14 protein-coding genes are annotated in these 14,295 nt (G+C 66.6%); 7 read left to right on the top strand and 7 right to left on the bottom strand.

Annotated elements, in window-relative coordinates; all coding sequences use genetic code 11:
• Positions 1–58 precede the first annotated feature (58 nt).
• Positions 59–1,969, bottom strand: coding sequence for a KUP/HAK/KT family potassium transporter (locus tag QE370_RS16535; RefSeq protein ID WP_309635016.1), 1,911 nt, complete (start codon positions 1,967–1,969; stop codon positions 59–61).
• 1,239 nt (positions 1,970–3,208) lie between these two features.
• On the opposite strand from QE370_RS16535, the gene QE370_RS16540 reads away from it, so the two are divergent.
• The 4 genes from QE370_RS16540 to QE370_RS16555 all read left to right on the top strand — a co-directional run bounded on the left by QE370_RS16540 (position 3,209) and on the right by QE370_RS16555 (position 6,178).
• Positions 3,209–3,664 carry a hypothetical protein gene (locus QE370_RS16540; RefSeq protein WP_309635017.1) on the top strand — a complete coding sequence of 152 codons (456 nt, stop codon included), beginning with the start codon at positions 3,209–3,211 and terminating at the stop codon, positions 3,662–3,664.
• A gap of 45 nt (positions 3,665–3,709) precedes the next feature.
• The gene (locus QE370_RS16545; protein ID WP_309635018.1) at positions 3,710–4,345 is read left to right on the top strand and encodes an ATP-binding cassette domain-containing protein; all 636 of its coding nucleotides are present in this window, start codon (positions 3,710–3,712) and stop codon (positions 4,343–4,345) included.
• Positions 4,320–5,570: a hypothetical protein gene (locus QE370_RS16550; RefSeq protein ID WP_309635019.1), complete on the top strand. Its 1,251-nt coding sequence runs from the start codon at positions 4,320–4,322 to the stop codon at positions 5,568–5,570. The genes QE370_RS16545 and QE370_RS16550 overlap by 26 nt, the downstream gene beginning before the upstream one ends.
• Positions 5,571–5,725: 155 nt before the next feature.
• Positions 5,726–6,178 (top strand): hypothetical protein, encoded by a 453-nt coding sequence (locus tag QE370_RS16555; RefSeq protein WP_309635020.1) that lies wholly within the window; start codon positions 5,726–5,728, stop codon positions 6,176–6,178.
• Positions 6,179–6,519: 341 nt separating this feature from the next.
• On the opposite strand, the gene QE370_RS16560 is transcribed toward QE370_RS16555, so the two are convergent.
• From QE370_RS16560 to QE370_RS16580, 5 genes are all read right to left on the bottom strand, one after another.
• Complete coding sequence (locus QE370_RS16560; protein WP_309635021.1) at positions 6,520–7,314, bottom strand: hypothetical protein; 795 nt, start codon at positions 7,312–7,314, stop codon at positions 6,520–6,522.
• Positions 7,315–7,451: 137 nt separating this feature from the next.
• On the bottom strand, positions 7,452–7,709 hold the full coding sequence (locus QE370_RS16565) for a hypothetical protein (protein WP_309635022.1): 258 nt from the start codon (positions 7,707–7,709) through the stop codon (positions 7,452–7,454).
• A 31-nt stretch (positions 7,710–7,740) separates the two neighbouring features.
• Complete coding sequence (locus tag QE370_RS16570) at positions 7,741–8,577, bottom strand: hypothetical protein (RefSeq protein WP_309635023.1); 837 nt, start codon at positions 8,575–8,577, stop codon at positions 7,741–7,743.
• Between the two features lie 42 nt (positions 8,578–8,619).
• A complete protein-coding gene (locus tag QE370_RS16575; RefSeq protein WP_309635275.1) occupies positions 8,620–9,834 on the bottom strand; it encodes a HAMP domain-containing sensor histidine kinase in 1,215 nt (404 codons plus the stop codon).
• A gap of 5 nt (positions 9,835–9,839) precedes the next feature.
• Complete coding sequence (locus QE370_RS16580) at positions 9,840–10,499, bottom strand: response regulator transcription factor (protein WP_309635024.1); 660 nt, start codon at positions 10,497–10,499, stop codon at positions 9,840–9,842.
• Positions 10,500–10,747: 248 nt separating this feature from the next.
• On the opposite strand from QE370_RS16580, the gene QE370_RS16585 reads away from it, so the two are divergent.
• The 3 genes from QE370_RS16585 to QE370_RS16595 all read left to right on the top strand — a co-directional run bounded on the left by QE370_RS16585 (position 10,748) and on the right by QE370_RS16595 (position 13,351).
• Entirely contained in the window at positions 10,748–11,089 is a 342-nt protein-coding gene (locus QE370_RS16585; RefSeq protein ID WP_309635025.1) for a hypothetical protein, read from the top strand.
• A gap of 29 nt (positions 11,090–11,118) precedes the next feature.
• Positions 11,119–12,123 (top strand): DUF2599 domain-containing protein, encoded by a 1,005-nt coding sequence (locus tag QE370_RS16590; protein ID WP_309635026.1) that lies wholly within the window; start codon positions 11,119–11,121, stop codon positions 12,121–12,123.
• 223 nt (positions 12,124–12,346) lie between these two features.
• Positions 12,347–13,351 carry an IS481 family transposase gene (locus QE370_RS16595; protein ID WP_309634077.1) on the top strand — a complete coding sequence of 335 codons (1,005 nt, stop codon included), beginning with the start codon at positions 12,347–12,349 and terminating at the stop codon, positions 13,349–13,351.
• On the opposite strand, the gene QE370_RS16600 is transcribed toward QE370_RS16595, so the two are convergent.
• Positions 13,348–13,725, bottom strand: coding sequence for a hypothetical protein (locus tag QE370_RS16600; protein ID WP_309635027.1), 378 nt, complete (start codon positions 13,723–13,725; stop codon positions 13,348–13,350). The genes QE370_RS16595 and QE370_RS16600 overlap by 4 nt on opposite strands.
• Between the last annotated feature and the right edge of the window lie 570 nt (positions 13,726–14,295).

The raw sequence follows: 14,295 nt of genomic DNA on the forward strand, positions 1-14,295 counted from the left end.
CGGCCCGTCTCGCGTCCTGACGGTGACCTCGACCCATGGGACGCGAACCGTGTCAGGCTCACCACGGCATCTCCCGACCGACGCTGATCGTGCGCTCGCGCGGCAGCCGCAGGACATCGACGGGGTCCGGGCTGAGGCGCACGAGCGTCAGGAAGATCCGCTGGCGCCAGCGCGGCATGCCCGACCGCGGGCTGAACTTCACGACCGGCACGGAGGTGAAGTAGATCGCGCGGTCGAGGTCGACGTGGTCGAGCTCGACCTCCGCGAGCGGGATGGCCTGCTCCAGCACGGCGAGGAGGTCCGGTCTCTCGCGGTAGCCGAACGTCGCGTGGACGTGCACGATGCCGTCGGTCGGGTCGTCCAGGACGTCGACGACCACGCGCTCGTCGTGCCGCACCGCGGGCACGTCCACAGACTCCCAGCTGAGCAGGACGGTCGTGGTGTGCAGGACGTGGTTGAGGTCGAGCATCGCGTCGAGCGCGATCGGCACGACGCCTGGCCCTCGGGTCAGGTAGACGGCCGTCCCGGGCACGCGGGCGAGTCCTGCCTCCGTCTCGCGGATACGAGGCACGAGGTCCTCGACCGGTCCCTCGGCGTCGGCGCGCGCGGCCTCGATGCGCCGCTGGCCGGCGCGCCACGTCGTCATCGTCAGGACGAGGATCGCGCCCATGCCGAGCGGGAGCCAGCCCCCGGACCGGACCTTCGGCAGGTTCGCAGCGAGGAAGACGAGCTCGACGACGAGGATGGCCGCGCCCACGAGGAACCCCGGCGACACCCTGCCGTCGCACCGCCAGCGGTAGGTGAGGTACAGCAGCGTCGTCACCGTGATCGTCGAGGTGACGGCGACCCCGTAGGCCGACGCCAGCGACGCCGAGCTGCGGAAGATGAGGACGACCGCCAGGACGGCGAGGCCGAGCGTCCAATTCACGGCCGGCAGGTAGATCTGCCGGGCGTGGTGCCGCGACGTGTGCGTCGTCCGCAGGTGCGGGAGGAAGCCCAGCCGGGACGCCTGGTGGACGACGCTGAACGCCCCGGAGATGACCGCCTGCGAGGCGATGATCGTGGCCAGCGTCGCCAGGACCACCATCGGCAGCTGGGCCCAGCCGGGCACGATGGCGAAGAACGGGTTGCCCACGGCCGTCGACGAGCCGGCGACCGCTGCCGCCTGCCCGAGGTAGCTGAGCACGAGCGCCGGCAGGACGACGAACACCCACGCCCTCGCGATGGCCTGACGGCCGAAGTGCCCGAGGTCGGCGTAGAGCGCCTCCGCGCCCGTCACCGCCAGGACGACGGAACCGAGCGACAGGAACGCGATCAGCGGCTCGTCACGGAAGTACAGGACGATCCAGTGCGGCGAGAGCGCCTCGAGCGCCGCGGGCTCCTTCGCGACGGCGAGCGCTCCCCACAGCGCGGTGGAGGCGAACCACACGACCATGACGGGCCCGAACAGCCTGCCGATCCTGCCGGTGCCGAACCGCTGGATCACGAACAGCCCGACGAGGACGGCGAACGCGAACGGCACGACCACGTGCGACCACGACGGGTCGAGCAGCTCGAGCCCCTCGGCCGCCGACAGCACCGAGATGGCGGGGGTGATCACGCTGTCGCCGAGGAACATCGCCGCGCCGAAGACGCCCAGCAGGCTCACCACGGCCAGCACCCGACCCGGCGCCAGTCGCTGGCGGAGCAGCCCGACCAGCGCGAGCAGACCACCCTCGCCGTCGTTGTCGGCACGCAGGAGCAGGCGCACGTAGAGCACCGTCACGATCAGCATCATCGACCAGACGATGGTCGAGACCATGCCGTAGACGAGCGGCCGCGCGACGGCGCCGCCTCCCGACGTGTCGGCCTGGAGCACGGCACTCATCGCGTACAACGTGCTCGTCCCGATGTCGCCGAAGACGATGCCCACCGCACCCAGCACCATGAACGGTCCGCCCGACGGCCGCCCTGCACTCCGCTCTGTCACGGGCTCGAGCGTATGCCGGTCGCCGGCGCTTGCAGGGCAACCGCGCACGCGTCCAGCGTTCGGTCGACGTTCGTACCGGTAGGGCCGGGAACGACAGAACCCGCGCCCTCGAGGGGCACGGGTTCTGTCGGACTTCTTCGTGGGAGTCCTGAGTCGAGCCAATCTCAACGTCCCGAGCGTCAACGGGCGCCTTCCGCCCGTCTTGCCAAGGCGATCCGAGACGAGACGGCACGGTCGCCTCACGCCGGCGCTGCGAGAGCACGTTGCTGCGTACTACACGCAGAACGAAGTGAGTGCCCTCAACACGGCCGAGCATTTTGGGATCGGCAAGAGCACGGTGCTCAAGATCCTCAAGGCCTCTGGTGCCGAAGTGCGACCGCAGGGCCGCCGCATTGGGTGAGCCTCCCGGCTTTCGTGTGGGTCACTCGAGAGGAGTCGCTCTCGTGGAGTGACAACACCGCGAGTGGCGCGCAGCGCGTCAGCCGTGCTGCGCGATGAGGTCGTTCGCCGCCTTCTCCGCGACGAGGTAGACCGCAGAAGCGATGAAGAACACGGCGACGGACTGTTCCGGCTGTAGGGTCAACCGAGCGAACTTGCCGCTCCACCGAGCGCTACCGCGTGTCGGTGCCATGCTGTCCACACCACGGCTTTAGGCGCCTGCAGTGAATTGCCACTCGGTGCCGATGAGGTTGACGGTCTCGACTGCAGCCTCAGCAGGAACGTCGAGTGCGCAGGCACGCGTACCTACCCTCCACCACGTCGGTGGGACAAGTACTACGCAACTCGCCGTATGCGCCTCTCCGTCCGTCGCGCCCGAGGAACCAGGGTGCGCGCCCGTCGAGCAGGTGCACTTAGACCGTCGATCGCTCCCCATGGCTGCGTCGATGCTTCGCCAAGTCTGCCGGTGGTGGATGCACGGTGGCCCCGCACTCGAGGCAGAGGTATTCAGCGACGCCTGTCCGGTGGAATCCGCGGAATGCGTAGTTCGACGGGCAGTCCGGGTTCAGGCAGAAGTCGGAGGATTCGTGCTCGTCCGACTCCACTGTGCTTCCGGCTGGGGCTTCAGATCCGCTGCGCACCTCTGACCCGCATTCCTCGCAGCGATGTGGGACGGACGTCATGGTGAACCTCCCGCTTCCCTCGCGACTGTGTACCGCGGCGCGTCGGGAGGAGTACGTTCCGGACTGACCGTATTGGGAAGCCTACGCAGTTTTTGCAGGGCCATCAACAACCCAGAAGATGATGAACATGAAGGCAAAGTCAACAGCAGGCGCAGTCGTGGCAGCTGTGTGTCTCACACTGACCGCGGGCTCGGTCGTCTCATCCGCGAACGCGGCGGTTGGTATCTGCCGCAAGGCCAATGACCCCTCGGGCAACGGTTCGTACGTCCACTACGACGTCAACGGCAAGTGCAGTGGCGAGGACGTCGACACTTGGCGAGTGAAGGTCGGGCTCGCCAAGGAAGACATCAACTGGGGACCGATCCCGAACGACTGGCCGACGGTCTCGGGCTCGTACAGCAGCTACTCGACCTGGGCGGCGCGAGGGGCCAACCGGTACAAGGAGAACCTTGAGTACTGCTCCGACCTGCCAGACAACTGGAAGTTCAAGAGCGTTTCCTACTACCAGGTCGATTACAACAACGGCGTGACGGATGGAAGCCGGGGACTCTCCGGCGAGAAGCGCTACTGCTGAGGGCTGGCATCTGTGCAGAGAACAGAGCCGTCCCACGCGCTTCGCGTGGATGGGCTCCACATCCGGCGAAGAGGCGGGTTCCAGCTCTCGGTTCCGACGTTCGAACTTACGGCTGGGATCACGCTTCTGACCGGCGCCAACGGCTCGGGGAAGTCGACCTTGCTAGAAGCTCTCTCGGGCCTGCACCTTCGTTGCCTCGATGAACTGGCAGTATGCGGCCTGAGCGTGAAGCAGAGGAACTCACGAGCGGCCGCGTTCAAGCTCATGGGCTACATGCCCCAGGCGCTGGTGCTCCCTTCCCGGTGGACGGTTCGCGAGTACCTCGACTACGCGGGTTGGCTCAAGAGAGTCTCGCCGAAGGACGCCGCCGCGTCGGCACGTGAGCTGTCGGAGAAGCTGGAGTTCTCCCAGTTCTTGAGTCGTCGGATCGGTGGCCTCTCAGGTGGTTTCAGGCGAAGAGTTCTGGTTGCCCAGGCGATGATCGCCGCGCCGGCAGTCCTCCTCTTGGATGAACCGTTTGCGGGCCTCGACCAGGAGACATCGCACCTACTGCGAACGGTGTTGATTTCAGCCGATACCGCTCCATCGATACTGCTCACCGATCACGGGCGCGACGCCGCCGACATCGCTGACACTCACCTGACCATCGCTGGAGGTGTCCTTGAACCGCTTGTGGTCTGACATCTGGAAGACGCTGCGTGGCCCGGTTAGCCTCAAGGGTTTCCTCGCGTTGTCGGCCGCCATCCTCCTCTATTACTTCGTCATCCGGGTATCGAGTGTCACCAGTTCGCCCCGAGACGCTCAGTTTCTCTACGGCTCGACGGCGCAGCTGCTCATGCCGATCGCAGGAGCCATGGGTACCTTCGCGGTCGTTAGTGCCAGGCCGCGGGGGCTGCGAGACCTCCTGAGGCAAAGCACGCGCACGCGATTCGTCTGCGACATGCAGACGTTGGCTCACGGGTACGTGGCACTCACGCTCCAGACGTTGCTGTTCGCGTTCGCGTTGACGGTGATCAACGTTGTCCAAGTCGGCGAGCCGCAGATCGGCGTTGCCCAGCTGCTCTATCCTCCGGCATTCTCGCTTCTCGGAATCTCGGTCGGCTACCTCGTTGGAGCCGCGATCGATGTACTGCTACGACTGCCGTTGGCGGGAGCGTACGTGTTTGCGCTCTTGGTTGGCTTGATCATCTTCATTCTCGCGATCTCATTGCCGTCCTCACTCAGCGCGAAAGACGCTGAACGCTACAGCTTTGTCATCACGTCTCGAGCTCTTGAGCCGTCCGCTCAAGTCTCGACGGAGTTGCTGTTCGCCCACGAGGCGGTAGCTGCTTCGGCGGCTCTCTTCCTGTTTGCCACGGTCGGCGCACTGTTGCTAGTCAACAGCCGATCGAGGATCGTCTCTCTTGCCTTCGCTGGGCTCACGGTAGTGGTTTTAGCCCTTGGGATCCAGGGGGTCGGGGCCGTGAGTGCCCCCATCGTGGAGCGACCTCAGGCAGGGAACTTCGCCTGCATCGGGAACAAGTACACCGTCTGTGCCTTCACGAATGAGAAGACGGGCGCGGCGCGTCTTCAGAAAGCCCAGGCCAGAATCGGACGGCAGCTTCCCACGTCGATGGTTCCACGAATGATCGTGCAGCGTGGGTTGCAAGTAGAGGGTAGGCAAGCCGGGCCCACTGCCTACTTTTTAGAGACCCCAAGCAGTGACGAGAAGGCCGTCGTCTACGTCGCAGAGTTCGTCTTCAAGGCTAGCGGCTGCTCTGCAGACCAAGTCTTTACTGACTCGCGCTTGCGATTGCTCTACGACTATGTCGTCCAGCAGGGGTCATCGCCCGGGCCGGCGGACCAGTCGACCGATCAGATGATTGCGTCTGCACGACGCGCGATGCAGAACTGCGCCAAGAATTGACACGGGTACGCATAACAGGCCTCTCCGGTCCTGACTGCTTGCTAATCATCCTCGCCTACGCGACCGGAGCTGGCTGCGCTCTTCTTGCCGACGTACTCGTGCGATCTGGATCTCTCTCGGCGATCAGTTTCGGTCAGGACTCACGATGGAACGTCGTGAGCGAGGTACTGGTACCGCTGACAATGGGAACGCTTGCCTCTTACTACGCGTCGGGAGACGACATTGCCGAGATGCGGGCACGAGTTGGTTCGATGACACGACTGTCCGCCGCAGCGCGTCCGACAATCGTATGCAGCGTCGCATTCGCGTTAGCCTTACCGCTAGTGTCGCGAATGGATCCGGCGGCGGCACTGCTGGCGAGCAGAAACTTTGCCGTGACCTATTTTTGCTGCGCGACCGTGAAGTTCGTCTTCTCAACGCGAATCTATCTCGCGAGCGGTGCGATCCTCTTTTTTGCTAGCACATTCTCCGGCAGCGTCTCGGAGCAAGGACTACTAGGGATCTTCTACTGGGATCCGACGAACTACAGAGACGCATCCCTGAGCGCTCTTTTCCTTGTCGCAGGTATCGTCTTGTTCGCTAGCTCGAAAAATGGTCGAAAACTGTAGCCAAGGCATCGAGAATGTCTGGTGGCGTTACAGATCAGGCATCTGGAGGTAGGTCTTGGCCTGTCTAGCGGCGACAACATGACACGCGCGCTGTTCCTGCCGCCGAACTTCCCCTTAGACCGGATCGGGTAGGCGAGAGATCCCGCCCTGAGATTCAGGTCGGCCATCGTTCCTGGAATCGAAATCTCTGCTGCAAGGGCGGATACAGCACAGTGTGCCGTTCTCCGGGGGCCAGAGCGCAGGTGTCACCAGTAGTCGGTGCTCTTGGCGGTGTTGACTACCCAACCGTTGGCTTGGATCCATCTGCATCCGCACCCTCGCCCGCGCGAGATGTAGACCTGTCAGTGTCCGAGCAGGTCGAGGAGCGCGGTGGCCGGGTGCGTCGCGGCGTAAACAGCGTTGGCGAATATGAAGCCGAAGCCGGTCGCAGAGACAGCAGCCACCACGAGGAGCGTCGTATGCATGCCGCGCGCCCCGGTGGCCCGAGCAGCGGTCGCGCGACGGTGCAGCGACCACGCTGCAGTCATCACAGCCACAATGAGAAGGACTGCGATCACGACCGCCATAGACCATTGGTAGGTCGCGACGTCGTCGACGAGGGCCTGGCTTGGTGCGGCCAGTGGGCCGGGCGCCGCGAGGCTCGCGCGCATCGCCGCCACCGCGCTCCCGAGCGGTCCACGCGGGTCATCAGGCAGCAAAGGGAGCAGCGCGATTGACGGAGCCGCCGTCGCCTGGACGTTGGCCGCAAGGACGAAGGCGACGAGGGGAATGACCGCGGTCACTGCCGTGGCAGCGGTCGTGACCCGCGAGTTGTTCCGAAGTCGCCTCGTCCACAGCTCACGCGCGAGCAAGGTCAGCACACCTAGGCCCACGACGCAGATGACGATCTTCGTCGCGTGCCAGACCATCCAGTAGTCCACGACGTGCTGCAGGGTCGACGGGAACGACGCGGCGCCGGAGCGCCAGAAGTCGACGACACCCCGCCCGAGCTCGGCGCAGACGTCGGACAGGTCACGCGAACCGTGAACGGCGCCGGAGACAGCCGCAGGAGTCGTCATGAAAGCGGCCACGAGGGCGACCGCCGTCCCAGTCAAGAGAGGAAGCTTCGCCCGCTGGCGTGCACCTGTGATCGACATGTCTCGAGGCTAGGAGCAGGCACCCCGTCCAATCGTCAGTCCTGGGTTCGGCTTGTCCATCAGACCTCAGGATGACGCGGGCGATGAGATCACTGCAGCGGAGAGGAACATCCGGGCCAGCTGCTCCTGAGTCGCGATCACCGAACGATCACCGTGAAGCAGGTCAGCCGCCCGGCGCGGTCGTGCAGGACGACGGCGCTCGCACCGGGCGCGAGCGCCAGGAGGGCCGGGTTGAACGCGACGCCGTCGCGCCACTCGCCCGGCAGCGACTCGAGTGCACCGTGGTCGTCTACCTGGACCCACCACCCCCCGGGATCGTGCTCGACGGCGATGACCAGCGTGCCGCCGACCGCGAGATCGATCGTCGCGCCCTCCAGCTCTTCAGGGTGGTGCAAGCGTGGAGGGCACGCCGAGACGGCTGCGTCCTCAGGCACGACGGAGGTCGAGGGCCGGGCCGCTCGTCGGCGTGCCGTGCTGCATGATCTCCCAGGTGCGGGACAGGGGGTCCTTCCCGAACAGGGTCGGCACGGAGGGGAAGTAACCCTCGCCCATGCCCGAGGAGTCGGACGTCCACAGCCAGACGAGCTCGTCGTCGAACGGCACGTGCATGCTCGGCACGCGCTCGATCCTCGAGCGGGCCGTGAACCCGCCGCGCAAGGGGTCGTGGCGGTTCTTGGACAGCGCCCGGTAGGTCCGGCCGTCGACCTTCACGGTCTTCCTGGCGTTGAGGATGGTCGCACCGATCGCCCCGTTCTTGGCGTGCCGGTCGACCTTGACGACCACGGGCACGTCGGCGCCGTCGTACGAACCCTTGGAGTAGGTGGAGATCGTGCCGATCCACGTGCGTCCGGCGAACTGGTGCTGCAGCAGGGCGTCCTCGCTCACGCGCAGCTCAGGGGTCAGCGCGGTGACCTTGCCGTCGGTGACGTCGGCCTGGTAGACGGTCGTGGCGTAGGCGTGGTTGCGGCTCAGCTTGTTGATGACGGACGACGACATCGGCAGGGCGCGACCATCGGCGGTGACGAACCGCTCGCCCCCGCGGGCCACGCCGCCCCACGGGTGGTCGGCGTCGGTCGTGGGCAGACGCAGACCACGCTGACCGGCGTAGAGCTTCGTGCAGACCGTCTTCGCGCCATGCCCTGTGTGGGCGGCGCACACGGCGGAGCGGTCGGGGGTCGCGGCGCTGCTGCAGGCGGGGACGAGCGCGGCACAGGCTGCCACGGCGGCGATGATCGTCGATCGGCGAGTACGGGTGGATGTCATGCCAGCGACGCTAGGAGCGTCGGAGTCGCCGGGGAGGAGATGTCACGAGGTCGATGCACTTTCGTGACAGGTCTGCGACAGGGACTCCTCGGCCCACCGCAGCTCCACCCGGCCACCGCCGGTGACCGCGTCGTTGCCGACCTCCAGGCGTGCGCCGAGGACCGTCGCCTGTCCGACGGCGATCGACAGACCGAGTCCGGTTCCGCGGCCCGAGGTGACGAACCTGTCGGTCGCCGTCGAGAGGAGGTGCCCGGCGAAGCCGTCGCCGTGGTCGACCACCGCGAGACCTGCGTCGGTGACCTCGACGCGGACGGGACCGCGACCGTGGACGAGCGCGTTGTCGACGAGGTTGGCCACGACACGGCGCAGTCGACGCGGGTCCGTGCAGGCGCGAGCGGCTCCGACCACGTCCACGCTCGCCCCGCGGTCCTGCAGGAGGTCCGAGCAGAGTGCGGCGACGTCGACGTCCTCCACCTGTGCGCGCTCCGCGCCCGAGTCGAGTCGGGAGACCTCGAGGAGGTCCTCGACGAGCTGGCTCAAGGCCCGACTCTGCTTCCTCACCATCGCCGAGACGTCGTCGTCCGGCAGGAGGTGGGACGCCGTGACCAGGCCGGTCACCGGCGTGCGCAGCTCGTGCGCCACGTCGGCGGAGAATCGTCGTTCGCGCTCGATCCGCTCGGCCACCCTGGCGGCCATGTCGTCGACGACCCGACCGAGCTGGGCCACCTCGTCCCGTCCCCGCAGGTGCGTGCGGGCGTCCAGGTCTCCCTCCGCGATACGACGTGCCACCTCGGCGGCGCGACGCAGCCGCCGACTGAGGGCACCGGCCGCCACGTAGCCGCCCAGACCGGTGAGCACCACGATCCCCGACGACGACACGACCAACGTCCTGCGCAGGTCCGCCAAGGCCCGCCGGTCGGCCTGCCCCGAGGCGACCACCTCGATGGTGGTCGTCCCGCCGTCAGGCTCCTCCACGGTCGCCTCGGCCCGTGCTCCCGGACCGCGATCGCCGGCGCCGGGCTCGGCCGTCCCCGGCGGAGCCCCGACCACGAGCCCGCCGCCCGAGACGATCCTGGCGCCCTGGGGCAGGTCGTCGCCCCGGGAGTACGCGGCCGCTGCGCTCCGGGCACGCTCGGCGGCGTCGTCGCGCAGGTCGCTCGCGCGGCGTGACTCGCTCGCCCCGTAGATCACGACGCTGATGACCGCGACGACCACGACGGCGACCAGCACGAAGGCCGCCGTGAGCCGGGCGCGCATGCTGCTCACGTGCGCACCGCCCGGTACCCGACACCCCACACCGTCTCGATCGCCTCGGCCCCGAGCTTCGCGCGCAGGCGCTGCACGTGGACGTCGACGAGGCGGGTGTCCCCGTCCCAGTCGTAGTCCCAGACCGCCGTGAGCAGGTCCCGACGGCTGCGGACCTCGCCGACGTGTCGCGCCAGCTCGACGATGAGGCGGAACTCGGTCGGCGTGACGGCGAGACGCTCACCGTCACGTCTGACCTCCATCGCGTTCACGTCGACCAGGCAACCGCCGAGCCGCAGCTGCCCCTCCCGAGCCCCGGAGCCTGCACGTCGGAGCACCGACCGCAGACGGGCGAGCAGCACCTCCGGCACGAACGGCTTCTCCACGTAGTCGTCCGCGCCCGCCTCGAGACCGGCGACGACGTCCGCCGGTGCCGTGCGCGCGGTCAGCATCACGACGGGCACCGTGCTGTCGCTGCGGATCGTGCGACACACGGCGACGCCGTCGAGGCCGGGGAGCATCACGTCCAGCAGCACCAGGTCGGGGCGACGCTCGAAGAACGCGGCCAGCCCAGCCGGACCAGCCGCAGCCGTCCGCACCGCGTAGCCCTCACGCTCCAGGATCCGCTGGAGCCCGGTACGGATCGTCTCGTCGTCCTCGACCAGCAACACGTCCACCGCGCCAGTATGGACGGCGGCCGGAACGGGAGGTCTGGCCGGACGGTGGGCATGTGTCAATCAGACGTTCATGTGCTCCTCCCCCGGGCGCTGCATCAAGAGGTGATGGGTGATCGGACGGCCTGAACAGAAGGTTGCCAAGGGAAACCATCAAGCTGCCATACGAACGCCTGGATCTCGTTCTTCGACGTTGACAGCGGTCCGTCTCGGGCGGAGCGTCAGCAGCACCATCGATCGAGGGGGATCTGATGAAGCAACGCATCCCGGGCAAGACGCTCGGACTCGGACTGTCGGCCGCAGCCATCACCGCAAGCCTGGCTCTGGCCGTCTCGGCGCCGTCGACGGCCGCGCCCGCCCACGAGTCTCGCGCGGCATCGCCGGCCGCCACTACTGACCTGCACAAGGTGCACGTCAACTCCACGGGTTCGACGAGGCTGTTCGCCACACCCAACGGTGAGGCGTACTACGGCTGGCTCGCCCCGTGCACCAACTTCTACCGCGAAACCATCGTGAACGGGCGCTACCACTCCCCTGACCTCGGCGGCTACGTGTCGACCGACAAGGCCGGCCCCGGATGGTGCGGGGACTGACCGGCATGTCGAGGTTCGGGGGAATCACCATGACGAGGAAGTCCGCTTCGATGCGGCGGCCGGGCTTGCGCCTGCTGGGCGTCGCCGCGCTCCTGGTCGGGCTGGTGGGGGTCGCGCCGGCGGCGCAGGCCGACGGCACGTACTGCGGGTACCCGGTGCTCGGAGCGATCGAGGCGAAGTACCGGGCGATGGCTCCGAATCCGAATCGTGCGTGGGAGAGCAAGCTCGGCTGTCCACAGTCCGGCGAGAAGCGCACGCCGGACGGTCGAGGACGTTTCACTACCTTCGCCGGAGGCACGATCTACTGGACCTCGGCAACCGGTGCACACGCCGTGTGGGGTGAGATCGGCAAGAAGTGGGGACAGCTGGGCTGGGAGCGCGGCGCGCTGGGATACCCCAAGGCCGATGAGTTCACCAACCCCGACGGCGTCGGCAAACGACAGGAGTACGAGGGCGGCACCATCTACTGGAACCCCAACGCGGGCGCTTTCGCTGTCTGGGGTCGGATCGGAGAGCTGTGGGGTCAGTTCGGGTACGAGGGCGGGTCGTTCGGCTATCCCACGAGCGATGAGTTCTCGATCTCTGGCGGCGGGAAGACGCAGGCGTACCAGAACGCCACGCTCGCTTGGTATCCCGGCACGGGCGACGAGAACAAGCCAGGCTGCACCAGTGAGTGCGTCGTCTACCGGGCCTCGTGCTCAGGGCCGTGGGCTGAGGAAGTCGAGGTCTTCCGCAACCTCACCAACGGTCGCCAGTCAGTCTCGATCCGTCCGACCGCGGCCGCCTACACCGACGCTCAGGACGACGAGCCGAGGTTCTGGAACGAGATCTGGAGCTGTGTCCCCTACCCGAAGGGGCTGAGCGATGACCAGGGGGAATCGCTCTACAAGCAGATGGCGTGCCACGACCGATTCGCTGACGTCACAGGCCACGGCGGCGACACCTGGGATCTGGAGGCCTGGCGCTCCAACCAGCCCTGGAGCTATGTCACCAACCCGATCTACCTGCCGTTCCACGAGTGCAACTGGGATTGACCGCCAGCGGTCCTGGTGCAGGTCGCCGGCTTCAGGTGTGTAGCCCTGAAGCCGGCGACTTCGAGCTCGCCTCCGCGTCCCTTCGATGGTTAGTCCAGGTTCAGCGGACCGGATGCCGGCTGGTTAGTTGTGATGTCCAGGGACGTTGTTTCTCTGGATAGGTGAAGGCCTCCGGGGTGAGAGTGGAGCTGTCTAGGTTCCGTTCTCTTCCCAGGAGGCCTTCGTGGTCCACGCTAACGCTGCTCTGACTCCTCGTGCTCGGCTCCGGCTGGCTCGGTTGATCGTGGAGGACGGTTGGAGGCCCGCTGACGCGGCGAAGATGTTCATGGTCTCGACCGTCACGGCCCGCAAGTGGGCGAACAGGTTCCGCTGCGAGGGGCCGGCTGGGATGCTCGACCGGTCCAGTCGTCCGCGGACGTGTCCGCATCGCACATCCGAGCGGGTGAAGCGCCAGATCGTCTCCCTGCGGTGGCGACAGCGCCTCGGGCCGGTGCAGATCGGTGGCCGGCTCGGCCTCGCGCCCTCGACCGTCCACGCGGTCCTGGTGCGGTGTCGGATGAACCGGCTCAGTCACATCGACCGGGTCACCGGTGAGCCGATCCGCCGCTATGAGCACCCGCACCCGGGATCGCTGATCCATGTCGACGTCACCAAGTTCGGCAACATTCCCGACGGCGGCGGCTGGCGCTACGTCGGCAAGGCCCAGGGTGACCGCAACCGGGCGGCGACCGTGCTGCGCACCGGGGCACCACGCAGCAAAACCCACGAACCGCTCATCGGGACGGCGTTCCTGCACACCGTCATCGACGACCACTCCCGCGTCGCCTATGTCGAGGTCTGCACCGATGAGAAAGCCGTCACCGCGATCGGTGTCCTGCGCCGGGCCGTTGCCTGGTTCGCCGAGCGCGGTGTCACCGTCGAACGAGTGTTGTCCGACAACGGCAGCTGCTACCGCGCTCACGCCTGGACACAGGCCTGCACAGACCTCGGGATCACCCCGAAACGGACACGGCCCTACCGGCCCCAGACCAACGGCAAGATCGAGCGCTTCCACCGCACCCTGGCCGAGGGGTGGGCCTACGCCCGCTTCTACAGCTCAGAGACCGAACGCCGAGCCGCCCTGCCCGGCTGGATCCACTACTACAATCACCACCGGCCCCACTCAGCCATCGGAGCACTGCCACCCATCAGCAGGATCGCCAACAACCTGCCTGGACATCACAGTTAGTCGGTCTCGAGGGTGTAGCCGAATTTGTTGAGTGCGACGCTGATCGGGACGTAGATGAGGGTGCTGTAACAGGTCGGGGTGACGTCAGGGTTGTGGTCCTGGAATTCCCACTGAGTGGTGTCTCCAGCAAGGATGATGCCTCGAGCCTGCTTCTCACCATTGGCGTAGGTGTCGCACACGGGGCTTCCGCTGCCACCTCCCGCGACCATGCCGAGACCGCCGTTGCGAACTCTCACGTACCAGCTGACCTCGTGACCCCCGAAGGCGTAGTCGTCGCCCGGTGCTGGCGCCGCGTTGAGTGCCGATGTTGGCGCCGGATGCTGTCGCCAGCAAGAGGTGACCACCATCAAGCGCTGCGCGGTCCGGCTGGGCATGTCCCACCTTCAAGGGGCGGATTCTGGCTCTTCTGGACCGTGCCCAGCATCACCACCTCGCCGTGGATCCAACTTTTCGCAAGAGCCTGAACCAAGACGTGTTCGCGGCACTGTTCCTCGAAGGCGACCAGGTCGCTGAGGTCGATGTCTCCCGCCCTTCCAGCGCGTCTCGACGACCGCCAGCGATCACGCTCGACCACGAGGTACGACACGAACGGCGATGACCACGGAGGCAATCCAGCGCCACCGCCAAAGCGTTCGGGACGTGGACGCGCCCAGCATCTTCTGATGAAAGAAACGACAGAACCCGCGCCCTTGAGGGGCACGGGTTCTGTCGGTTTTCTTCGTGGTAGTCCTGAGTCGAGCTAATCTCAACGTCGCGAGCGCTGAGGGACCCCTTCCATCCGTCTTGCCGAGACGCTCCGAGACGAGACAGCGCGGTCGCCTCACGCCGTCACTACGAGAGCAGGTTGCTGCTTACTACACACAGAACGACGTGAGCGCACTCAAGACGGCCGAGCACTTCGGGATCGGCAAGAGCACAGTGCTCAAGATCCTCCAGTCTTCCGG

The organism is Aeromicrobium sp. SORGH_AS_0981 (assembly GCF_031453195.1).
Lineage (GTDB): Bacteria > Actinomycetota > Actinomycetes > Propionibacteriales > Nocardioidaceae > Aeromicrobium.

Coding starts and splice junctions, on each gene's coding strand:
- QE370_RS16600 (WP_309635027.1), bottom strand. CDS start 13,725: ATGCCCAGCCGGACCGCGCAGCGCTTGATGGTGGTCACCTCTTGCTGG.
- QE370_RS16590 (WP_309635026.1), top strand. CDS start 11,119: ATGACGAGGAAGTCCGCTTCGATGCGGCGGCCGGGCTTGCGCCTGCTG.
- QE370_RS16570 (WP_309635023.1), bottom strand. CDS start 8,577: ATGACATCCACCCGTACTCGCCGATCGACGATCATCGCCGCCGTGGCA.
- QE370_RS16560 (WP_309635021.1), bottom strand. CDS start 7,314: ATGTCGATCACAGGTGCACGCCAGCGGGCGAAGCTTCCTCTCTTGACT.
- QE370_RS16585 (WP_309635025.1), top strand. CDS start 10,748: ATGAAGCAACGCATCCCGGGCAAGACGCTCGGACTCGGACTGTCGGCC.
- QE370_RS16575 (WP_309635275.1), bottom strand. CDS start 9,834: ATGCGCGCCCGGCTCACGGCGGCCTTCGTGCTGGTCGCCGTCGTGGTC.
- QE370_RS16540 (WP_309635017.1), top strand. CDS start 3,209: ATGATGAACATGAAGGCAAAGTCAACAGCAGGCGCAGTCGTGGCAGCT.